The sequence below is a fragment of the Nocardia panacis genome (assembly GCF_003598715.1).
GTDB lineage: Bacteria > Actinomycetota > Actinomycetes > Mycobacteriales > Mycobacteriaceae > Nocardia > Nocardia panacis.
Genome location: NZ_QZFU01000045.1, coordinates 15,187 through 34,771, shown reverse-complemented (window position 1 = coordinate 34,771; position 19,585 = coordinate 15,187). Strand labels below are relative to the sequence as shown.

General features: G+C 68.6%; 21 protein-coding genes and 1 other RNA gene. 11 read left to right on the top strand and 11 right to left on the bottom strand.

Annotated features, from left to right (window positions below; genetic code table 11):
* Nucleotides 1–109: 109 nt before the first annotated feature.
* Genes D5S18_RS30710 through D5S18_RS30700 form a run of 3 tightly spaced genes read left to right on the top strand, consistent with a single transcriptional unit; the run spans nucleotide 110 to nucleotide 2,398 of the window.
* Nucleotides 110–541 (top strand): hypothetical protein, encoded by a 432-nt coding sequence (locus D5S18_RS30710; RefSeq protein WP_203237002.1) that lies wholly within the window; start codon nucleotides 110–112, stop codon nucleotides 539–541.
* Nucleotides 541–1,503 carry a prolyl aminopeptidase gene (gene pip / locus D5S18_RS30705; RefSeq protein ID WP_120044631.1) on the top strand — a complete coding sequence of 321 codons (963 nt, stop codon included), beginning with the start codon at nucleotides 541–543 and terminating at the stop codon, nucleotides 1,501–1,503. Before D5S18_RS30710 ends, pip begins: the two co-directional genes overlap by 1 nt.
* A 1-nt stretch (nucleotide 1,504) precedes the next feature.
* The gene (locus D5S18_RS30700; RefSeq protein WP_120044630.1) at nucleotides 1,505–2,398 is read left to right on the top strand and encodes a CHAD domain-containing protein; all 894 of its coding nucleotides are present in this window, start codon (nucleotides 1,505–1,507) and stop codon (nucleotides 2,396–2,398) included.
* A 29-nt stretch (nucleotides 2,399–2,427) separates the two neighbouring features.
* Here D5S18_RS30700 and D5S18_RS30695 read toward each other — a convergent pair whose 3' ends face one another.
* Complete coding sequence (locus D5S18_RS30695; protein WP_120044629.1) at nucleotides 2,428–3,897, bottom strand: RNB domain-containing ribonuclease; 1,470 nt, start codon at nucleotides 3,895–3,897, stop codon at nucleotides 2,428–2,430.
* Nucleotides 3,898–3,903: 6 nt separating this feature from the next.
* The gene (locus tag D5S18_RS30690) at nucleotides 3,904–4,218 is read right to left on the bottom strand and encodes a hypothetical protein (RefSeq protein ID WP_239004102.1); all 315 of its coding nucleotides are present in this window, start codon (nucleotides 4,216–4,218) and stop codon (nucleotides 3,904–3,906) included.
* Nucleotides 4,219–4,669: 451 nt separating this feature from the next.
* Here D5S18_RS30690 and D5S18_RS30685 point away from each other — a divergent pair, with 451 nt between their 5' ends.
* Entirely contained in the window at nucleotides 4,670–5,050 is a 381-nt protein-coding gene (locus D5S18_RS30685; protein ID WP_120044627.1) for a hypothetical protein, read from the top strand.
* Nucleotides 5,051–5,058: 8 nt separating this feature from the next.
* Here D5S18_RS30685 and D5S18_RS30680 read toward each other — a convergent pair whose 3' ends face one another.
* Both D5S18_RS30680 and D5S18_RS30675 read right to left on the bottom strand, forming a co-directional pair.
* On the bottom strand, nucleotides 5,059–5,907 hold the full coding sequence (locus D5S18_RS30680) for a slipin family protein (RefSeq protein ID WP_120044626.1): 849 nt from the start codon (nucleotides 5,905–5,907) through the stop codon (nucleotides 5,059–5,061).
* A gap of 85 nt (nucleotides 5,908–5,992) precedes the next feature.
* The gene (locus D5S18_RS30675) at nucleotides 5,993–6,754 is read right to left on the bottom strand and encodes a TetR/AcrR family transcriptional regulator (RefSeq protein ID WP_158608037.1); all 762 of its coding nucleotides are present in this window, start codon (nucleotides 6,752–6,754) and stop codon (nucleotides 5,993–5,995) included.
* A gap of 95 nt (nucleotides 6,755–6,849) precedes the next feature.
* Here D5S18_RS30675 and D5S18_RS30670 point away from each other — a divergent pair, with 95 nt between their 5' ends.
* Both D5S18_RS30670 and D5S18_RS30665 read left to right on the top strand, forming a co-directional pair.
* Entirely contained in the window at nucleotides 6,850–7,266 is a 417-nt protein-coding gene (locus tag D5S18_RS30670; protein WP_203237001.1) for a Cif family virulence factor, read from the top strand.
* 29 nt (nucleotides 7,267–7,295) lie between these two features.
* Nucleotides 7,296–8,405, top strand: a complete 1,110-nt coding sequence (locus tag D5S18_RS30665; RefSeq protein WP_120044624.1) for an oxidoreductase — start codon at nucleotides 7,296–7,298, stop codon at nucleotides 8,403–8,405.
* Nucleotides 8,406–8,433: 28 nt separating this feature from the next.
* Here the strand turns inward: D5S18_RS30665 and D5S18_RS30660 are convergent, their stop codons facing one another.
* Nucleotides 8,434–9,036 (bottom strand): TetR/AcrR family transcriptional regulator, encoded by a 603-nt coding sequence (locus tag D5S18_RS30660; protein ID WP_239004101.1) that lies wholly within the window; start codon nucleotides 9,034–9,036, stop codon nucleotides 8,434–8,436.
* A 94-nt stretch (nucleotides 9,037–9,130) separates the two neighbouring features.
* Here D5S18_RS30660 and D5S18_RS30655 point away from each other — a divergent pair, with 94 nt between their 5' ends.
* Nucleotides 9,131–10,369 (top strand): cytochrome P450, encoded by a 1,239-nt coding sequence (locus D5S18_RS30655; RefSeq protein ID WP_120044623.1) that lies wholly within the window; start codon nucleotides 9,131–9,133, stop codon nucleotides 10,367–10,369.
* Between the two features lie 58 nt (nucleotides 10,370–10,427).
* Here D5S18_RS30655 and D5S18_RS30650 read toward each other — a convergent pair whose 3' ends face one another.
* Nucleotides 10,428–11,315: an alpha/beta hydrolase gene (locus D5S18_RS30650; RefSeq protein WP_120044622.1), complete on the bottom strand. Its 888-nt coding sequence runs from the start codon at nucleotides 11,313–11,315 to the stop codon at nucleotides 10,428–10,430.
* A gap of 36 nt (nucleotides 11,316–11,351) precedes the next feature.
* Here D5S18_RS30650 and rnpB point away from each other — a divergent pair.
* From rnpB to D5S18_RS30630, 4 genes are all read left to right on the top strand, one after another.
* Nucleotides 11,352–11,783: RNase P RNA component class A (rnpB, locus tag D5S18_RS30645), an RNA gene on the top strand.
* A gap of 79 nt (nucleotides 11,784–11,862) precedes the next feature.
* Complete coding sequence (locus tag D5S18_RS30640) at nucleotides 11,863–13,281, top strand: serine hydrolase domain-containing protein (protein WP_120044621.1); 1,419 nt, start codon at nucleotides 11,863–11,865, stop codon at nucleotides 13,279–13,281.
* Between the two features lie 24 nt (nucleotides 13,282–13,305).
* The gene (locus tag D5S18_RS30635; protein ID WP_120044620.1) at nucleotides 13,306–14,010 is read left to right on the top strand and encodes a MerR family transcriptional regulator; all 705 of its coding nucleotides are present in this window, start codon (nucleotides 13,306–13,308) and stop codon (nucleotides 14,008–14,010) included.
* 63 nt (nucleotides 14,011–14,073) lie between these two features.
* Nucleotides 14,074–14,634 carry an NUDIX hydrolase gene (locus tag D5S18_RS30630; RefSeq protein WP_120044619.1) on the top strand — a complete coding sequence of 187 codons (561 nt, stop codon included), beginning with the start codon at nucleotides 14,074–14,076 and terminating at the stop codon, nucleotides 14,632–14,634.
* Nucleotides 14,635–14,718: 84 nt separating this feature from the next.
* Here D5S18_RS30630 and D5S18_RS30625 read toward each other — a convergent pair whose 3' ends face one another.
* The 5 genes from D5S18_RS30625 to D5S18_RS30605 form a co-directional block, all read right to left on the bottom strand.
* Complete coding sequence (locus D5S18_RS30625) at nucleotides 14,719–15,414, bottom strand: chymotrypsin family serine protease (RefSeq protein WP_120044618.1); 696 nt, start codon at nucleotides 15,412–15,414, stop codon at nucleotides 14,719–14,721.
* 183 nt (nucleotides 15,415–15,597) lie between these two features.
* Nucleotides 15,598–16,746, bottom strand: a complete 1,149-nt coding sequence (locus tag D5S18_RS30620; RefSeq protein WP_239004135.1) for a bifunctional RNase H/acid phosphatase — start codon at nucleotides 16,744–16,746, stop codon at nucleotides 15,598–15,600.
* Nucleotides 16,746–17,483, bottom strand: a complete 738-nt coding sequence (locus tag D5S18_RS30615; protein WP_120044616.1) for a zinc ribbon domain-containing protein — start codon at nucleotides 17,481–17,483, stop codon at nucleotides 16,746–16,748. Before D5S18_RS30615 ends, D5S18_RS30620 begins: the two co-directional genes overlap by 1 nt.
* Before the next feature lie 67 nt (nucleotides 17,484–17,550).
* Complete coding sequence (locus D5S18_RS30610; protein WP_120044615.1) at nucleotides 17,551–18,195, bottom strand: hypothetical protein; 645 nt, start codon at nucleotides 18,193–18,195, stop codon at nucleotides 17,551–17,553.
* A gap of 237 nt (nucleotides 18,196–18,432) precedes the next feature.
* Nucleotides 18,433–19,554 carry a Nif3-like dinuclear metal center hexameric protein gene (locus tag D5S18_RS30605; protein ID WP_120044614.1) on the bottom strand — a complete coding sequence of 374 codons (1,122 nt, stop codon included), beginning with the start codon at nucleotides 19,552–19,554 and terminating at the stop codon, nucleotides 18,433–18,435.
* Nucleotides 19,555–19,585 lie beyond the last annotated feature (31 nt).

The window sequence follows — 19,585 nt, the reverse complement described above, 5'->3', positions numbered from 1 at the left end:
GGCCGGGCGGTGCTCAGCGCGCCGCCCGGCCGTTGCGCGCGCGGGTTCGATCGCGCCGCGAAAGGTGGCAGAGTGGATGCGGACAAACACGACTCGAGCAGAGGTGCTTATGCCGCAATCCCGTTGGATATCCCGCAGCCTGCTGCTGGCGGTGGGGGTCATGTCCGCAGCCGCCGTGACGGCCTGTGGGAGTACCGCGACCCCGTCCGGTAGTTCCGCGCCAACCACCACGACCGGCGCCGCCGCGCCGACCCCCGTCAAGCCCGGCGCCCTGCAGATCAACGACCAGGCCGCGGGCCAACTGTGCGACATGATCCGCCCGGAACTGTCCAACTGGCGGGTGCAGGGTCCGACACTGGGCCGGCTCGGATACAACATCATGGTGCAGGACTGGGCCGCCCGCAATGGCGGCATCAACCTCGCGGTCCTCGCCGATAAGCCGGTCATCGATCGGATCACCACCAAGAGTTGCTCCGATGTCCGCAGCCAGGCCATCGATGCGCTGCAACTGACCGATCTGGCCTCCGGATTGGCCTTCTGATGCGCACCCTCTACCCCGAGATCGAGCCATATCAAACTGGCCTGCTCGACGTCGGCGCGGGCGAGAAGGTGTACTGGGAGGTCAGCGGCAATCCCGAGGGCAAACCGGTCGTCTTCCTGCACGGCGGTCCCGGTGGCGGCACCTCCCCCTTCCAGCGCCAATTCTTCGATCCCGAGCGCTACCGGATCGTGCTGTTCGATCAGCGCGGCTGCGGCAAATCCACCCCGCACATCGCCGACGGCGCGAGCCTGGCAGCCAACACCACCGCCGACCTCATCGCCGATATGGAGGCGCTGCGGGAACTGCTGGGCATCGAGCGGTGGCAGGTCTTCGGCGGCTCCTGGGGATCGACGCTGGGGCTGGCCTACGCCCAAACCCATCCCGATCGGGTGACCGAACTGGTGCTGCGCGGCATCTTCCTGCTGCGCCGCGGCGAACTCGACTGGTTCTACAACGGCGGCCTCTCCTACATCTACCCGGACCTGTGGGAGCGGTATCTCGCGCCGGTGCCGCCCGCCGAGCGCGGCGGCGACCTGATCGAGGCGTACCACCGGCTGCTGCACTCCCCCGACGAGCAGGTGGTGCTGGCCGCCGCCATCGCCTGGTCCACCTGGGAGAGTTCGACCCTCACACTGGTGCCCAAACCCGAACGCGTCGCGCAGGCCTCCGATCCGCGCTTCGCACTCGCCTTCGCGCGCATCGAGAATCACTACTTCCGCAACAGGGGCTTCCTCGAAGAGGGGCAGCTACTGCGCGATGCGGGCAAGATCGCCCACATCCCCACGGTCATCGTGCAGGGCCGCTACGACATGGTCTGCCCCGCCATCAGCGCCTGGGAACTGCACCGCGCGCTACCCGACTCCACCCTGCACCTGGTGTCCGACGCAGGCCACGCCGCCGACGAACCCGGCATCGTTCACCACCTGGTGACAGCGACCGATGGATTCGCGAAAGTGAGTTGAGATGACAGCCGCGGCCGGTCCCGCCCTCGTCACCGCACTGGGCGAGGAGGTGGACCGGCTGCTGGCCGTCGAGCCCGAAGTCCGCGCCGACGCGGACGATTCCATCCACCAGATGCGGGTCGCCACCCGACGGCTGCGCAGCATTCTGCGGTCCTACCGAGGTTTGTTCGAAGAGGCTCCCGTGGCGGCGAGGCAGGAGGAACTCGCTTGGCTCGCGGCCGTTCTCGGTGTGGCGCGCGATGCCGAGGTCCGCGCCGACCGGTTCGCCGAGTTGCTCGCCACCGAAATGCCCGGCGCCAGGGGTAAATCCACCTCGAGCGGACCGATGACCCCGCTTCGCGCCGTTGCCACCGACCTGGTCGAGGCGGAGCGAACCAAACACCGCACCGCCCACGCTCGGGTCCTCGCGGCGCTGGACAGCGGCCGATATCACAGGCTGCGCACCGAATTGCGGGCATGGCGGACCGAACCGCCGCTGCGCGCCGACCGAGCGGACCGACCCGCCGTGCACGTCTTCGAGAAGGTCCTGCGGCGCGACCGCAAACGCCTACGCCGCCTGGTCTACGCCGAACCGGCCGCGCCCGCCGCCGAACGCATCGAGCTGCTGCACGATATTCGTAAGAGTGCCAAGCGACTTCGCTATTCCTGCGAGGACGCCGCGGCGGTGCTCGGCCCCGAGGCCACCGAACTCGGGAGGCACGCGAAGCGCTTGCAGACCGTCCTCGGCGACCACCGCGACGCCATCGAATCCCGCGACGCCCTGCTGTCGCACACCGCCGAGGCCCCCGTCGCCGAGGCCACCATCTACCGCACCCTCGCCGAGGCCGAGGATCGCGCCGCCGTACGCGCCCTCGCCGACTATCCCGACGCCGCCGCCTTCGTCTGCGAAGACTGACGCCGATTCGCCTCGGCGGCAGTCTTCTCTCACAGCAGGCGTGCGGCCCGATCCGGTGCCGGAGTGGCAGGAAACGCGAAACTCACCTTGCGGGTCGACACGTCGGCCGAGACGAGGCGAACCCGCACCGATTCCCCTTCGGGCGGCGCGCCGACACAGGGGGCGAGCACGGGCGGATCGGCGACGAAGATCTCGGCGGGACGGCTGCCATTGGCTTCGCGCAGCACGATCGCGTCGAATTCCGCGCCGGTGCGCGGGGCGAGCAGGGTCGCCTCGGTGAGGTCGACGCAGGCGCGCTCGACCTTGCCCGCCACGCCGTCGCTGCGGCGCATGGTCTCCGCCGCGGCGACCAGACCGTCGCGAACCCACTGCGGCACCGGCACTTTCGCGCAGTTGGCCAGGCAGATCTCGGTGGCGAAGCGGTCGGCGAGGCGGCGCAGCGGGGCAGTGACATGCGCGTAGGGCGCGGCGATGGCGCTGTGGCGCAGCGCGGACTCGGGTCCGTCGCCGTCGAGCACCGTGTAGTTCGCGCCGCGCAGCAGACTCGTCGCCTCGGACATGAGCACCAGGGAGGTAGGCGAATTCGGATCGAGTCCGGCCAGGACCCGCCCCACCGTGCGTTCGTCGGGCCAGTCGACGCTGAGCGCGGCGGCGGTGCGCCGCAGGGATTCGATGGCCGAGGCGGCGGGCGGCGGCAGCGTGCGCAGCAGACCAATCCGCTCACCGGATCCGTTGCCGTCCATCATGATTCGCGCCGCGCACAGTCCGGTGAGCAGCGAGACCTGTTCATTGCAGTCCTCGGCGGCGGTGCGCGGCTCCACCACCAGCCGCCAGTGCCCGTCGGCGGCGCCATCGCGGACCACGCGCTGCACCGGCAGCCGCAATCCGATCGCACCGCGCGCCAACCCGGCCTCGATGCGCCGCATGCCGAATTCCGGCAGGGCCGCGATCGAGGGGTGCGGGTTGCCCGCGTCGGCGTCGGCCTGCACGCCCGCGTAGTCCAGCCGCGCCACCGAGCGCACGGTGGCGCGCACCACCGAAAACCGTTGCGGCTCGGCCGCTTCGTCGAGTTCGATGGTCCACAGCGCGGCGGGTCGCGACACACCGGGCAGCAGACTCGCCGAACCTTCCGAGAGCACCGGCGGATGCAGCGGCACGGTGCCGTCGGGCAGGTAGAAGGTTTGACCGCGCGCGCCGGATTCCCTGGCCAGTGCCCCGTCGGGGCGGATCATGGCGGCGACATCGGCGATCGCGTAGTGCAGCAAATATCCGGCACGGGTGCGCTGGATCGACAGCGCCTGGTCCAGATCCATGGCGCCGGGCGGATCGATGGTGACCAGCGCGATATCGGTGCGGTCGAGCCGAGAGCCCGCGAACGCGTCGACCGCGTCGCGGGCCTCGACTCCGGCCTCGGCGGGATACGCCGAGGCCAGGCCGAACTCGGAACGAATGGCACCGAAATCCACCGGTGCCGAGACGATCCTTTGGTGCAGTGCCAAAACGAGCTACTGCAAGGCGAGCATGGTGCCGTTCAACTGGTCGAACGGACCGTAGACGGTGAAGGTCACCCGGCCGTTGGGCACGGCGGCGGAGACACCCGCCGCCGCGTCCAGCGCCGCGCCGAACGAGGCCGCCGACGGATGCGGCAGACCCGCGAGCGTCTGGCCGAAGTGGCTCTGCGCCACCCAGGCCGTATCGGTGGGGCTCAGGTCGACCTGCACGCCGCCCGGCAGCGGCGTGACCGCGACCGCACTCGCGGACCCCGCGCCCAGCGCGGCGAAAACCGAAGCGGCCCCGGCGATCAATGCACCGGCGACCAATGAGCGAACTATCCGCATTTGAATTTCAGACCTGCTTCCCGCGATCGAATGTGTACGACCCGCCGCAGCCCGGCAACGGGCCTAGCCAACGGCGATTACTTTATGACGTCGCTCACGCGAAAAGCCAGTACGCGGCGAATCTTTCCGGTCCGCCCCGGATCTCCGCGCCGCCCTCGCGCGATTGCTACTGTGGCCGTCGAACGCGGGAGGTGCTCCAGCCCCGCATTCGGAAAGATTTCCAGTACGACGACGAATTGGGAGTTCCACGCAGATGTCTTCGATCCTCTACGACTACCTTCTCCCGGTGCTCGGTGCCGATCAGGCCGCCTTCTGGGCGCGGATTCTGCTCATCGGACCGCTGTAGGCGGACCGGTCGGTTGTCGATCGGCGGTCGCCTCCCGTTCACCGGACGGGAGGCGACTTTCGTTGCGTGCCACTAGCATGCCGGTGCGTGAGACGAACCCCCGCCGCGTTCGCGGCCTGCGCCACCGTATTGACCCTGTTGCTCGCCGGCTGCAATGACGACAAACCCGCGGCCTCCGCCCCCACCACCGCGAATACCGCCGCCGCCAAGGCGCTCGTCGGCGTCGACGCGGGGCGGGCCGCCGCCTTCACCATTTCGTTCAAGCAGGCGTTTCAGGGTTTGAGCGCGGGCAAGAACGACGGTCAGATCGCGCAGATCCTGTCCGATACCTGTGTCGAACTCGAGGCGGGCAAGGCGAAGGACGCGGTGGTGCAATCCATCGGCGCCCGCGCCAAATCCGCGCAGGCGACCGCGACCACCGACGAATCGCAGGCCATCTACGAAATGGCGAAACTCATGTGTTCCTGAGAAACCTGTTACGGCGATGTTCCCTCGCCGTGTTGCACCGGTGTTCCCTCGCCGGGTAACGCTGTGGTTTCCGTGCCGGATTTCGGTTCGGCGGGTCGGCTGTTGTGTTCCAGGAAGCGCAGCAGTTCGACCGGGAACGGCAGCACCAGCGTGGAATTCTTCTCCGCCGCCACCTGCACCACCGTCTCCAGGAGCCGAAGTTGCAGCGCGGCAGGGGTTTGCGACATCCGCTCGGCCGCCTGGGAGAGCATGGCCGATGCCTGGAATTCGCCCTCGGCCGAGATCACCCGCGCCCGCCGCTCCCGCTCCGCCTCGGCCTGCCGCGACATCGATCGCTTCATCGAATCCGGCAGCGCCACATCCTTGATCTCCACCCGGTCGATGTGCACACCCCAGCCGAGGGCCGGGTTGTCGATCATGATCTCCAGGCCCTTGTTCAATTCCTCGCGGTTGGACAGCAGATCATCGAGGTCGCTCTTGCCGATGATGGATCGCAGCGACGTCTGTGCCACCTGGCCCACCGCGAAGACGTAGTTCTCCACCTCCAGCACCGCCATGCGCACGTCGACCACCCGGAAATACACCACCGCGTCCACGCGGACCGTGACATTGTCGCGAGTGATGCCCTCCTGGGCGGGCACCGGCATGGTGACGATCCTGGTGGACACCTTGCGCATCTTGTCGACGACCGGGATCAATAGCCGCAAGCCGGGATCCCTGGTGGCCACCACCCGTCCGAACCGGAATACCAGTCCCTTTTCGTATTGCGCGACCACTCGAGCGCTGAGCACCGTGGCGGCTCCGGCGAGCACCGCGCCCGCAGCGAGAATGCTGGCCACTAGATCGAGAATTCCCATGGCGACACTTCCATCTCTCGATCTCCATCATGGCACCGAATCCCACCCCCGACCGCGATGTCCAGAGAAATCCGTGCGCGGGCGCTCAGCGGCGAGAGGTGTTCGCGCCGTGGTCGGTTCCGGCCGGGAGGTTGGCCGCGACACCATTGAGCACGCGGTCGAGGCCGTACCGGAAACGCTCCTCGGCGGGCAGGTGCGGGACGCGCGATTCCCTGATCGTGCGGGTGAACATCGGATATCGCTCGGTGGAAATGAGCTGGGCGACATAGGGTCCGACGTAGCCGCTCATCCATTCGGCCATATCCATTCCGGTGGCGCGCGCCTGGTCGGACCAGCCGATCTCCCGCTGCACCGCGCCGTAGGTGTAGTCGCTCACCATCCAGGCCAGGCCCGCGATCTCGTCGATATCCAAGCCGAATCCGTCGAGGGCCGTCATGGCGAATTCCTGGACCGCGAGGGAGTTCGGCCCCAATGTGGGTCGCCTGTTGGCGAGGGCGCCCCACCACGGGTGCCGCAGGCCGACCACCCGCGTCCGTTCGGCGACCGCGGCGAGGTCGCGCCGCCAGTCGCCGCCCGCGACCGGCAGGTCGATCTCGCCCATGACGGCGTCGATCATGAGGTCGATCAGATCGTCGCGACCGGTTACGTAGCGGTACAGCGACATCGCGCCGGTGCCGAGTTCCGCGGCGATCCGGCGCATGGTGACCGCCTCCATCCCCTCGCCGTCCGCGATCTCGATGGCGGCGGTGGTGACCTCGGCGCGGCTGCGGCGCGGGCGTCGTCCCGGTCCGGTGCGCTCGAGCTGCTCCGGTCGCATCCAGATCGTCATGTTCTCGTGGCTCGGCATGGCCCTCCTCCTAAATGCGTACATCGTACTTGAAATGGGGTTCCATTTCGAGTACGTTGTACTCGAAATACTCCGACGCAGGTGAGGACACACCGATGGACACTCGACCGACCCTGAGCGATCCCGCCGACAAGGACCGGGCCTGGCAGATCGCCACCGCATTCGCCGACACACTGCAGGGCAGCAATGACGCCGACGGCTACGACTCCGCCTTCGCGGCGGACATCCTGTGGGGCAGCCCCTACGGGGCGACCGTGGCCGGCTATGCTGAGATCAACGCGATCCATCGCAGGCTGGTGACGGCACACGTCGCCCCGCCGTCCCGATTCGAGATAGTCTCGGCCCTGGCTCCCGCGCCGGGCGTGGTGGTGACGCAGATCCGCAGGCGCGCAATCGATTCCGGCGGATTCTCCGAGATGGCGCTCTATGTCCTGATCGAACGCGACGGGCGCTGGTGGCTCACCGCCGCGCAGAACACCCCCATCGCCGCTGCGCCCCAACAATCCGCCTGATCGTCGGTCCCGATCGAAAGCGAATACCGATGTCCACCAAATCCATTGAACGCGCCGCCGACATTTTGACTCGTCCGCTGTCGGTAGGGCGTCTCACACTGCCCAACCGCGTCGTCATGGCCCCGATGACGCGCGAATTCTCCCCCGAAGGCGTACCGGGTGCGGACGTGGCGCAGTACTACGCCCGACGCGCCGCAGCCGGTGTCGGGCTGATCATCACCGAGGGCGCCTACATCGGCCACGATTCGGCGGGCGGCAGCGCTCGGGTGCCGCGCTTGCACGGCGCCGCGGCACTGGCGGGTTGGTCGGCCGTGGCCGAGGCGGTGCACCGGGCAGGTGGCCGAATCATGCCGCAGCTGTGGCACATCGGCATGGAGCGCGCCCTCGGCGCCCCGCCGGTGCCCGACGCTCCGCGCATCGGTCCGTCCGGTATCGCGTTGGACGGCACGAACTCCGGTCGCGCGATGACGCGGGTCGATATCGACGAGGTGGTCGCCGCGTTCGCCGCCGCCGCGGCGCAGGCCGAAGCGCTCGGCTTCGACGGCATCGAGATCCACGGCGCCCATGGCTATTTGATCGATCAGTTCCTGTGGGCCGAGACCAACCGGCGCACCGACGCCTACGGTGGCGATATCGCGGGCCGCACCCGATTCGCCGCCGAGATCGTGGCCGCGTGCCGGGCCGCCGTCGCCGCGGACTTCCCGATCTCCTTGCGACTGTCCCAGTGGAAGGCGAACCACTATCAGGCCCGGATCGTCGAAACGCCACAGGAACTGGAGACAATGCTCGGCCTGCTGACCGAGGCGGGCGTCGATATCTTCCACTGCTCCACCCGCCGGTTCCAACAGCCCGAGTTCGCAGGTTCCGAACTCGGACTGGCGGGATGGGCCAAGAAGCTCTCCGGCAAGCCGGCTATCGGCGTCGGATCGGTGGGACTCGGCAGCGAATTCCCGCAGATGTCACCGGGTTCGGCCACCGGTGTGGCCGAGTTGCTCGACCGACTCGAAAGCGACGAATTCGACCTGATAGCGGTCGGCAGGGCGCTGCTGGGCGATCCGGAATGGCTGCCGAAGGTGCTCGCCGGACAGGGCGAGACGATCACCCCCTTCCACGGCGGTCTGCTCGGCAGCCTGCATTGACCCGGATCATCTTGCCGGCCTGGTGATTTCAGTTCGCGCCGAGAAGTGTCCGGATGAGGGCCGCGTGGTGGGCCAGGATGCGGGACGGGGGGAATTCGGTGGGTTCGGCGAGGGTGAGGCGGCCCGCGTTCCAGACCAGGGTGTCCAGGGTGCGGGCGGTCATGGGGATGTCGATGGCGCGGGTATCGATGGTGGCGCGGAGGAAATCCGCGAAGGCGGTGATGAATTCGCGCCGCCACCGTTCGAGGCGGCGACGGAAGTAGGGTGTTTCGCTGTCCACCAGAGCGAATGCCGCGCGCCAGCGGTCGGGGGCGGCGCCGACCGCCTGCAGGAAACCGCTGAGGTAGCGCAGCACGTCGGCGACCGGATCGCCGCTCGGGCGCAGCGGCAGGATCGGCGAGAGCTGTTGGCGGGCCAGGTCTTCCTCGCGATCGAGGGAGCTGCGCAGCAAATCGTCGGTATCGGTGAAGTGGGTGTAGACGACGGGTCGGGTGACGCCCGCGGCCCGTGCCACCGAATCCATCGACACCTTGTGGATGCCCTGTTCGACCACGATGCGCAGCACGGCGTCGAGCAGTTGGGCGCGACGATCCTCGGGGGCCATGCGCGGCGCATAGGTGCGGGAGGCCATCGCGCACTCCTCTCTCTTGACAGCGGACGATTCGACCGTGGATGCTACAGACACTGTAGCTACGGTGAGTGTAGCTTTTGGAGAGAAGGTTCGGATGACCGCCACGGATCGGCCCCTCGGTGTGGCCGAGTACCTCAGCCTGATCGATCCGGCCAATCGCGCCAACCCGTATCCGCTGCTCGCCGAGCTGCGCGCACTGGGACCGCTGCGACTGGGCACCGCGCCGGTCGTCCTGTTCACCAACTACGACGATTGCCTCAGTGTGCTGCGACATCCGGATGCCAGGGTGGATCGCGGGCTCACCGAATTCCCGCTGTCACAGTTCCCCGACCCGCGCTCGGACGCGCGCGGCGAGAAACCGTCGTTCCTCTTCCTCGATCCGCCCGACCACACCCGACTGCGGCGACTGGTCGCGCAGGCGTTCACCCCGCGCACGGTGCGGCAACTGGCCCCGAGAATCACCGAACTGGTCGACCGGACGTTGGACCGGGCCGCGGCAGCCGGACAGTTCGACGCGGTCGCCGACCTCGCCTACCCGCTACCCGTCACCGTCATCTGCGAATTGCTCGGCGTGCCGGTGGCCGACGGCGACCGGCTCAGCGAATGGTCCGCCCTCATGTCGCGCCGACTCGATCCGGCCGCCCGCTCCACCGCCGCCTTCGCCGCCGACCCCACCGAACTCGCCCGCGCCTCGGACGAAATGTATTCGTACTTCGAGGATCTGGCGGCGCGCCGGCGCACCGATCCGGGACCGGACCTGCTCTCGCAACTGATCGCCGCCGAGGAATCCGGCGACAAACTCACCCACGACGAACTGATCGGCACCTGCGGTCTGCTGCTGATCGCGGGCCACGAGACCACGGTCAACCTCATCGGCAACGCGATCCTCGCACTACTGCGCGACCCACGACATCTGGCCGCCCTGCGCGCCGATCCCGACCTCGCGCCCGCCATCGTCGAGGAAACCCTGCGCTACGACCCGCCCGTGCAACTCGCGCCCCGCATCGCCGCGGCGGATATGCGCATCGCCGGGATGGATATTCGGCGCGGCGATCTGCTGATCATGCTTTTCGCTGCCGCCCAACGGGATCCGCAGCTGTATCCGGATCCCGACCGATTCGATCCCGGTCGCGATGCGCGCCACCTCGCCTTCGGACTCGGCGCGCACTTCTGCCTCGGTGCGCCGCTCGCGCGACTCGAGGCCGCAATCGCCCTGTCGCGCTTCGCCGCTCGCGTCGAGCGGCCCCGTTTGCTGGTCGACCCGCCGCCCTACCGCGACCACGTCAACCTGCGCGGCCCCGCCGCCCTGCCGATCGCCTTCGACGCGATCTAGGGACACAGACCCTAGACCGCTCACCATCTCGCGGCAGCTCGTCCGTTCCGTGAGCGGTTCACGGACGCAGCACCGACACCAGGAATTCGGTCTGGTCGTGGACCGCGCGCTCGAAATGATCATCGAAGTACACGTCGAAATGTCCTACGGGATAGCGCTTCACGATGGCGTGCTTGGTGCGCTCGGCCGCGCGCAGCGCCGACTTGGCAGGCGCGACCGAATCATTGTCGGCGATGGCGTACAGCACCGGCATCTTCAACGACTTGGCGCGCCTGCCCGGCGCGTCGAACAGTGCCGAGAAGGCAACGCGCGCCGCCACTCTCGGCTCGTAGCGCGGGCTCTCCTCGGCGAGACGACCGTATCCCTCCGGCACATCCGACGCACTCATCAGCGCCCCCGACCGCTTGCGCCCCGCCAACCGGATCCCGACCGGTCTGCGCCGCAGCGGCCCGATCAGCAGGTCGGCGGCGGCGATGGCCGACACCTTCGTCATACTGATCGGCCCCTTCGCCAGCGCCGAGGACAGGCCGCTGGTGAACGGCACCTGCGCGACCACTGCGGCGATGTACGCGTCGTCCGGCGCCACCGCCAGTACGTGCCCACCGCCGAATGACGTGCCCCACAGGGCGATTCGAGTGGCATCGACACCGCGCAGGGTGCGCGCGTAGGCGATGGCGGCATGCCAGTCGGCGCGCTGGCGGGCGATGTGCAGCAGTTGACGCGGCGCGCCCTGACTGGCCCCGAAATGCCGGTAGTCGAAGACCAGCACGGCCATTCCGGCCGCGGCGAACCGGCGCGCGTAGCGATCCAGACCCATTTCACGGTTGCCCCCCAGGCCATGCCCCATCACCACGAGCGGGCGGGGCTTGGGGACGCCGTCGGGCGGGTACAGCCAGGCGGCGCACTGCTCGCCCCCCGAAGCGAAACTGACCTCGACACGTTCCATGAGGCTCGAGGGTAGCGGGTAGTCTGTAGCAGCGAACGAGTTGGCCGGGCGACCGCGGCACGGGAACGGACATGCGAATGTCGCCGCCCGCCGCCGAGGAAAGTCCGGACTCCACAGAGCAGGGCGGTTGCTAACGGCAACCCGGGGTGACCCGCGGGACAGTGCCACAGAAAACAGACCGCCTGCGGCGTCGCGGCCTCGCGAGAGGTCCGATGCCGCGTGGTGAGGGTGAAACGGTGCGGTAAGAGCGCACCAGCGCCGCGGGTGACCGCGGCGGCTAGGTAAACCCCGCCCGGAGCAAGGTCGAAGGTCGCACCGCTCGCGGTGCGACTGCGCAGGCGTCCGAGGGCTGCTCGCCCGAGCCTGCGGGTGGGCCGCTCGAGGTACCCGGCAACGGGCTACCCAGATGGATGGTCGCCCCCCGGCGCGAGCCGGGGACAGGATCCGGCTTACAGGCCAACTCGTTCGCCCTTTCTCGGATGGCCTTCGCCGCAACCGAATTCCGAGGCTTGACCTTGCCCCAGGGGCAGGGTTCGACGATGGGGGCATGGAAACAACCACCACGGAAATAGCGGCCGCGATGCGGGAACAAGTGACCGCGTACTGCGAAAACAATGGAGTGCCCGGCTATCTCGCCGGGGTATATCGCGGCGGGGAGCAGGTCGTCCTCGCACACGGAACGGCCAACAGGTCGACCGGCGCCGCCATGCGGGAGGACACCGGATTCCTCCTGGGCTCGGTGACCAAGGTGCTGACCACGACCCTGCTGCTGCGCCACGTGGAACGCGGACTGCTCGACCTCGATCGGCCCGTGGTGAGCTATCTGCCGGAGTTCGAATTGACCGAACCCGGTGCGGCCGAGCGGATCCGGGTGCGCAACCTGCTCAACCACACCAATGGGATCGACGCGGACCTGCTCTTCGCCGACGGTGCGGGCAGGCACGCGCTGCGCGACTACACCGCGGCGCTGGGGCGGCAGTGCGGGGTGCTGTTCGCACCCGAGGAGTATGCGAGCTATTCCAATGGCGGCATGATCGTGGCCGGTCGCCTGCTGGAGGCGGTGACGGGAGCGAGCTATCCCGAACTGCTGGAGCGGGAACTGTATTCGAGTGTCGGCATGGCCGATTCGAGCACCTCGGCGCGGCAGGCCATCCTGCGCAGCACCGCCGTCGGGCACTTCCCCGCCGCCGAGGGCGCGCGGCGCACCGAGATGTTCATGCTGCCCGACACCTGGGGACCCGCGGGTGGGACGGCCATCGGGACCGTCGCCGATCTGCTGGCCTTCGGGCGAACCCACCTCGCGGACGGTATCTCCCCCTCGGGAACGCGGGTGCTGTCGGCGGAGCTGACGGCGCTCATGCGGCAACCCTCCTACGACCTCGGCACCCCGAATGTCGCACCGATCGGGTTGGGCTGGTTGCTCATGCCGTTCGGTTCGGCGCGGGTGCTGACCATGTCGGGCGCCTCACCGGGCGGGGTCGCGCTGCTGGCGGTCGCCCCGGAACAGGACCTGGTCTTCGTCGCGTACGGCAACGATATGCGGGCCATGCCGCTGCACGACGAGCTGCTGCTGTGGTTGCTGACCGAATCGGGGGTGCGGGTCACGGATCTGGTGACACCGTCCGAGGCGGGGGAACTGGTCCGGTACGCGGGCACGTATCGGTCGAATCAGTTGCGGGTCGAGGTGCGCGCGGTGGACGGCCAGTTGGAGGAGCAGACGCACTACGAGCCGTTCGACACCGAGCAGGAGCGCATCTTCCGCGGTTTCGCGGGCGGGGCGGTGTCGGGGCCGCCGCAGCGCTACGTGCCGATCGGCCGCGACCTGTTCGCCCCCGCGGGCATGCCCGCGCAGGCGTTCAATGGATATCTGCGCCAGTTGCTGGTCTCCTACCACGGCTTCGCCGACGGTCGCGCGGCGTACCGAAATGCGGGCGGCAGGATGACGCGGCGGCACTATGACCGTTAACCACCGCCACACGGGGAGGTAGGGATGCTCACCATCGGTCAGCTCGCGGGCTACGTGGGTGTGACGATCAAGGCGATCCGGCACTACCACGCGCGCGGCCTGCTGGCCGAGCCCGCGCGCGACGCCTCCGGCTACCGGCGTTACGGTGCGCAGGACGCCGTCGACCTGGTCAAGATCAAAACCTTGGCGCAGGCCGGCGTCCCGCTGGCCCGCATCGCCGAACTGCTCGCCGCCGACCAGGGGACCTTCGCCGCGGGCCTCGCCGAGATCGATCGCGACCTGGCCCTGCGGCAGCGCGAGATCACGCGCACCCGCGCGCGCATCGCCGAATTGCGCGGCGGTGACCGGCTTTTCGTCTCCGGGACGGTGGCCGACTACCTGGACCGGCTGCGCGAACTCGGCATCAGACCCGAGACCGTGCGCCTGGAACGCGACGGCTGGATACTCGTCCAGGCGGTATCGCCCGACCAGGCGGCCGCCTGGATCGCCGACAAGCTCGCCCTGCTCGACGACCCGGAATTCCGCGCGCTTTACCGCGACTACGACGCCGCATTCGACTGGGCCTGCGACGATCCCCGCCTGTCCGCCCTCGCCGAGCGCACCGGCCGCTGGCTGGCGGGCCGCGGCGCCTCCGCCCCGCCCGCCGATCCCACCGTGGCCCGCATGCTGGCGGCCGAGGGGGTGTCCTCCCCCGCCTGGACCCGGCTCACCGACCGCGGCGGACAGTGAACCCTCCGTGCGTGGGTCCGCAGCCCGCGCGGGGTGTCGGTGCGGCGTACTACAGTGCGCGGAATGAACCGTGCTACCGCCGTGGTCGCCGAGATCGTCGGGGCGATCGAACCATTCGACGAGAGGGAGCGCGATCAGATCGGGGAGGCGCTGCGGTGGTTGGCGAGCACCGATGATGTGTTTCGGCGGGTGAAGCCGGATACACCGCCGCGGCATCTGGTCAGCTACACGGTGCTGGTGGATGGGCGGCGCGGTGCGATATTGCTTGGGCGGCATCGGCTCGCGGGGCTGTGGCTGCCTGCCGGTGGGCATGTGGATCCGGGGGAACATCCCTTGGAGACCGCGCGGCGGGAAGCCGACGAGGAGATGGGGATCCCCGAGGCGGATTTCGGCCTGCTGGGGGCGGCGCCCGTATTCCTGACCATCACCCCGACGCATGAGGACGGGCACGAGGACGTGAGCCTGTGGTACGTGTTGCGCGGGGACAGCACTCGCGAATACGTATTGGATCCAAGGGAATTCGATGGCGGCCAATGGTGGGACATCGACTCGTTCGCGATAACCGATACCGATCCGAGTCTGCCCCGGTTCCTGAAGAAGCTCACCGCCGCCCTCGCCCGGTGAAGGTGCGCGGCAACGCGGTTCGCGGACAGGCCGATCGGTGCGCGGGCGGCGGTTGGTTGATCGACCGCCGCACACGGGATTTCGTCAGATGGGCCGGAAGCCCGCACCGACTCCGCCGCGGGCATCGATATCGGCGAGGATCTGATCGATCGGCGCGAAGAACGCGGGCGAGTGATACGGGATGGCCGCGATCAGGCACGGCACGTCGAAGCCGATCGGGCCGAGCCCCGTCAATCTGCCCTGATTCATACCGACCAGCCTGTCCCCTACCATTACCGGGCCACCCGAATCCCCCGGTTTGGAGCAGCCCTGGTTGATGGTGGTCCCGTCGAGAACACCCCAGACGACACCGCAACTCGATCCGCTGCTGCGCCCATTGGCGCAGACCGTGCCACCGGGACCCGGTGCGGCACCGAGCCCTTCGATGGTGGTCACGCCCACGGTGCGCACCGGAATCACCTTGGCGGCATCGAATTCGATGACGGCGTAGTCGAGTCGGTTGCCGTTGTCGGAGAACACGACCCGGCCGACGACACCTTCCTCCCTGGCCCGCTCGGCGACCAGTCGCATGCCTTCCGGGGCGCAGTGTCCGGCGGTGAATCCGACCAGTCGGCCGGAGCTGTCATGGCCGATGGTGGTAAGCGAACAGGCCGCGTTGTTGTCGAAGATGATGCCCGACGAACCGCCCAGTACCGCGCCGGGGTCCGCCTGCGCGGACCCCGAGGCGAATCCGGCCAGGGATGCCGTCAGCGCGGCGACCCATCCGAAAGTTCCAGCCACAAACCTCTCCTTAGGACGGTTCCCCCCGATCGCGCGGCCCATCGACAAGATCAACGATAGGCGCATCGACGGCGGATCGGCAGGCCAGGGTCCGATTCTCGCAGTCAGCTACCTGATAGCAAACAAACTTTGGCGGAAGTCGGATCCGATGGCAACACAGATGTGTGCGACGCCACACCAACGCTAAAGATAGGACGTGTCGTTCACCAAGCGCACCGACGCGCCACCGTCCGGATAGAACTCGGCGATCGAGAGCGAGGCCAGATCCAGATGCAGCCGGTACAGCAGCGACGGACCGACTCCGAGCGCCAACTGCAAAAAGGTCTTGATCGGCGTGACATGGCTCACCACAACGATATTCGCGCCAGGATGCAGCGCGACCAGATCGCGGCGCACCGCCTCCACCCGCTCGCGCACGGCATCGAAACTCTCCCCGCCCGGTGCGGGCACGGAAGGATCGCCGAGCCAGCGGGCGTGCGACTGCGGATCCCGCTGCGCCGCTTCGCCGAACGTCAGACCCTCCCACGCGCCGAAATCGGTCTCGGTGAGCCCGTCGACGGTGCGCACCGGGAGCCGCAGCGCCTGCCCCACCGCGGCGGCCGTGGCCTGCGCGCGATCCAGGGGCGAGCTCACGACGGCCGCGATATTCCCTTTGGCCGCAAGCATTCTCGCGGCACGGTCGGCCTGTTCGCGACCGAGTTCGGTGAGCGGCGGATTGCCGCGCCCGGAATACCTCCGCTGGATCGACAATTCGGTTTGGCCGTGCCGCAGCAGCAGTAGGCGCGTCGGACGGCCATGCGCCCCGGTCCAACCCGGCCCCGGCTCGCGCGCGGCGGTTGCGCGGGGTTCGCCACGGGAGCGAGAGCCGGCCACCTCGGTATCGCGCTGCGCGAGAGTGGAATTCACTGCCCGCACCTCATCGACGATCGGCGCGTCGTCCATCGCCTCGTTGGCCAACCGGTCCGCGTGCGAATTCTGCGCGCGCGGAATCCAGGTGAAGCTCACCGCGTCGAAACCGGCGACCAGCGCCCTGGCCTGCTTGGCCAGCGGAATCATGGCCGGATGCTTGACCTGCCAGCGACCGGACATCTGCTCGATCACCAGTTTGGAATCCATCCGCACCGCGACGGTGCGCGCCCCCAACTCGGCCGCCGCCGCCAATCCCGCGATGAGACCGCGATACTCGGCCACATTATTGGTCGCGACACCGAGACTCTCGCGCCGCTCGGCCAGCACCCGCACATGGTCGGCGTCGTAGACCACCGCACCGTAACCCGCGGGACCGGGATTGCCGCGCGAACCGCCGTCGGCTTCGACGACGACCGCTGGGATCACAAGCCGGATTCCTTGGTGCGCACCATGATCGCGCCGCATTCGGGGCAGCGGACCACCGCGTCGGGCGCGGCCTTGGCGATGCGCGCCAACTCCCCGCGATCGAGTTCGATGCGGCAGGCGCCGCATTTGCGCGCCTGCAGCAGCGCCGCGCCGACACCGTGCTGGGCGCGTTGCCGGTCGTACACGGCGAGCAGATCGGTCGGGAATTTGGCCACCAGGTCGATCCGGTCGCTCTCGCAACGGCCCTGCGCCACTTCGAGATCCGCGAGCGCCTCACCGCGCACCCGCTGCGCGTCGGCGAGGTCCATCTCGGTCTTGGACAGGCGCGCGCCCGCGTGCTCGTGATCGGCGGCCGAGGCCTCGCGCCGCTCCATCACCTCGAGCAGTTCGTCCTCCAGGACCGAACGGCGGCGCTCCAGGCTGCCCAGCTCGTGCTGGATCTCGGAAAGCTGTTTCGCGCCAACCGATCCCGAGGTGAGCATGCCCCGGTCGCGCTGTTCGCGCTTGCGGACCGCCTCGACCTCGCCCTCGAGTTTGGTGATATCGCGGTCGAGGTCGTCGAGCACGATCTCCACGGCCACCGCGGCATCCTTGTGCGCATTGCGCTCGGTCTCGAGCCGCGTCACCTCCTGCTGTTCGGGCAGGACGGTGCGCCGGTGCGCGATCCGCGTCAGTTCGGCGTCGACAGCGGCGAGCCGAAGCAGTGTGGCCTGGACGGATGGTTCGACATTCAACGCGGACAAACTCCTCGACGCTATGGATTGGGCCGGCCCTCAACCGTACCCCGCGCGGCCCCGCGCGCTAGCGTCCGGTCTGACGCGTCTTGATGGCGTCGCGGGAAATGTAGATGTCGTACTCGCCGGGCATGGAGATCACCGCGTTGCCGTAGGCCGAGCGCACGAATGGTTCGGTCCACCAGCGGCCCGCCCGCATATCGGTGAAGAAGTCCTGATCCTCGCCATTGAGGAATATCTGATGCTGACTCGTCGCGACCCCGTCCAACCGCTGACCGTACAGGCGGGTGACCTTGTAGCCGGAGTGGAATCCGATCGCGTTCACCCAGGGCTCGAGTTCCACGATATCGGCCTGCAACACCCACATATCGCCCTCGACGTCGTAGGCGCGGCGCTGTTCGGGGTGCGCGTCGTCACCGAAGAGTGTCAGATCCACCTTCAGCCGGTGTTCGGATCCCGGCACCGAGTTCACGGTGAGGTGCGCGGCTTTGATCTCCCCGGTCAATCCGAGATAGGTCTGCATGAGTGTGGCGACCCACAGCGCCACCACGGCCGTCACCATGAGCGCGAGACCACTCGCCCCGCGCGCGAGCAATGCCCGCATTCCGACCTTGCGCACCTTGATCACGGCGGTCACCAGCAAGGCCAGCGCGACCACCACGAGCAGAATCAGGCCCACCTGCAGGAACCCGAACTGCACCGGGAAACTCATGCGCTAGTTGTACCCTGTCCGACTCCGGAATCCACCCGCGCCGAGCGACTTCGGCGCATCGCGATAGCCGAGGCGCGGGGAAGGCGAGCCGGGTCTCGGCCGGATCGAGGATCTCGATATCCGGCCGAGACGCGGATCTCACACGCCTTGGATGCGCTTACCGCCGTCGGAAATCCTATGGGCACCTCCGAAGCGGCGGCAATCGATACGCGGGCCGAAAGTTCGGTCGGGAACGGGCTATTGGCCCGCGGCGACCGTCCACGGATCGGTGCGCAGCGTGCAGATTCGCGTCTGCACGTCGGGAAGCGCGGCGCGCAACACCTGTTCGGCCTGTGCGCACCACGGGAATTCGGTCGCCCAGTGCGCGGCGTCGATCAGAGCCGGGCCGTGTTTGCGGAGATGTTCGTCGGCGGGGTGGTGGCGCAGATCGGCGGTGACGTAGGCGTCGACGCCCAGGCGTGCGACGGTGTCCAGGAAGGAGTCGCCCGCGCCGCCACAGACCGCTACCGTGCGGATCATCCGTTCCGGATCGCCTGCCGCGCGCACACCCCAGACGGTGGCGGGCAGTGCCGAGGCGACGCGAGCGGTGAAGGCGCGCAGGGGTTCCGGGGTGGGCAAGGCGCCGATGCGACCGAGTCCGCGCGGTGAGGACAGTTCGGCGCGCTCGGTGACCTGATAGGCCGGTTCCTCGTAGGGGTGTGCGGCGCGCAGAGCGGCGAGCACTGCCGAGCGAGCGGCGGGCGATGCGACGACCTCCAGGCGCTCCTCATCGACGAGCGTCAACTCGCCCCGTGCGCCGATGGTCGGATTCGCCTGCCCCACAGGACGAAACTGCCCGACCGCAGGCACCCGCAACGCACATTCGCGGTAGTCCCCCGCTCCGCCCGCACCGGCCGCGAACATTGCGGTCAGCACCGCGTCCGCGGATCCGGCGGGCACGTGCACGGTCCAACTGTCCACGGCCGACTCGGGTTTCGCCGCGATCGGCCCGGTCACCGTCAAGCCCAATGCCGCCGCCAACGCGTCCGAGACACCGGGATCGGCCGAATCCGCATTGGTGTGCGCGGTGAACAGCGCGCATCCCCCACGAATAAGCCGGTGCAGCAGCGCCCCTTTGGGCGTATCCGCCGCCACCGTGTCGACCCCGCGCAACAGCAGCGGATGATGCACCACCAGCGCCTGCGCACCCCACGTGATGGCCTCCTCCACCACCCCGGCCGTGGCATCCACCGCGAACAGCACCCGCCGCACCGGATCGCCGGGATCCCCGCACACCAGCCCCACCGAATCCCACGACTCGGCCAACCGGGGCGGATACGCCGCGTCCAATACCTCGACGACCTCGGCCAAACTCGTCACCGCACAGCCTCCTTCCTCGCCTCCGGCCCGA

Bases quoted from the DNA above. Each gene is read 5' to 3' on its own strand.
- D5S18_RS30710 (WP_203237002.1), top strand. From the start codon at position 110: ATGCCGCAATCCCGTTGGATATCCCGCAGCCTGCTGCTGGCGGTGGGG.
- pip (WP_120044631.1), top strand. From the start codon at position 541: ATGCGCACCCTCTACCCCGAGATCGAGCCATATCAAACTGGCCTGCTC.
- D5S18_RS30700 (WP_120044630.1), top strand. From the start codon at position 1,505: ATGACAGCCGCGGCCGGTCCCGCCCTCGTCACCGCACTGGGCGAGGAG.
- D5S18_RS30680 (WP_120044626.1), bottom strand. From the start codon at position 5,907: ATGGGAATTCTCGATCTAGTGGCCAGCATTCTCGCTGCGGGCGCGGTG.
- D5S18_RS30675 (WP_158608037.1), bottom strand. From the start codon at position 6,754: ATGCCGAGCCACGAGAACATGACGATCTGGATGCGACCGGAGCAGCTC.
- D5S18_RS30670 (WP_203237001.1), top strand. From the start codon at position 6,850: ATGGACACTCGACCGACCCTGAGCGATCCCGCCGACAAGGACCGGGCC.
- D5S18_RS30665 (WP_120044624.1), top strand. From the start codon at position 7,296: ATGTCCACCAAATCCATTGAACGCGCCGCCGACATTTTGACTCGTCCG.
- D5S18_RS30660 (WP_239004101.1), bottom strand. From the start codon at position 9,036: ATGGCCTCCCGCACCTATGCGCCGCGCATGGCCCCCGAGGATCGTCGC.
- D5S18_RS30655 (WP_120044623.1), top strand. From the start codon at position 9,131: ATGACCGCCACGGATCGGCCCCTCGGTGTGGCCGAGTACCTCAGCCTG.
- D5S18_RS30650 (WP_120044622.1), bottom strand. From the start codon at position 11,315: ATGGAACGTGTCGAGGTCAGTTTCGCTTCGGGGGGCGAGCAGTGCGCC.
- D5S18_RS30640 (WP_120044621.1), top strand. From the start codon at position 11,863: ATGGAAACAACCACCACGGAAATAGCGGCCGCGATGCGGGAACAAGTG.
- D5S18_RS30635 (WP_120044620.1), top strand. From the start codon at position 13,306: ATGCTCACCATCGGTCAGCTCGCGGGCTACGTGGGTGTGACGATCAAG.
- D5S18_RS30630 (WP_120044619.1), top strand. From the start codon at position 14,074: ATGAACCGTGCTACCGCCGTGGTCGCCGAGATCGTCGGGGCGATCGAA.
- D5S18_RS30610 (WP_120044615.1), bottom strand. From the start codon at position 18,195: ATGAGTTTCCCGGTGCAGTTCGGGTTCCTGCAGGTGGGCCTGATTCTG.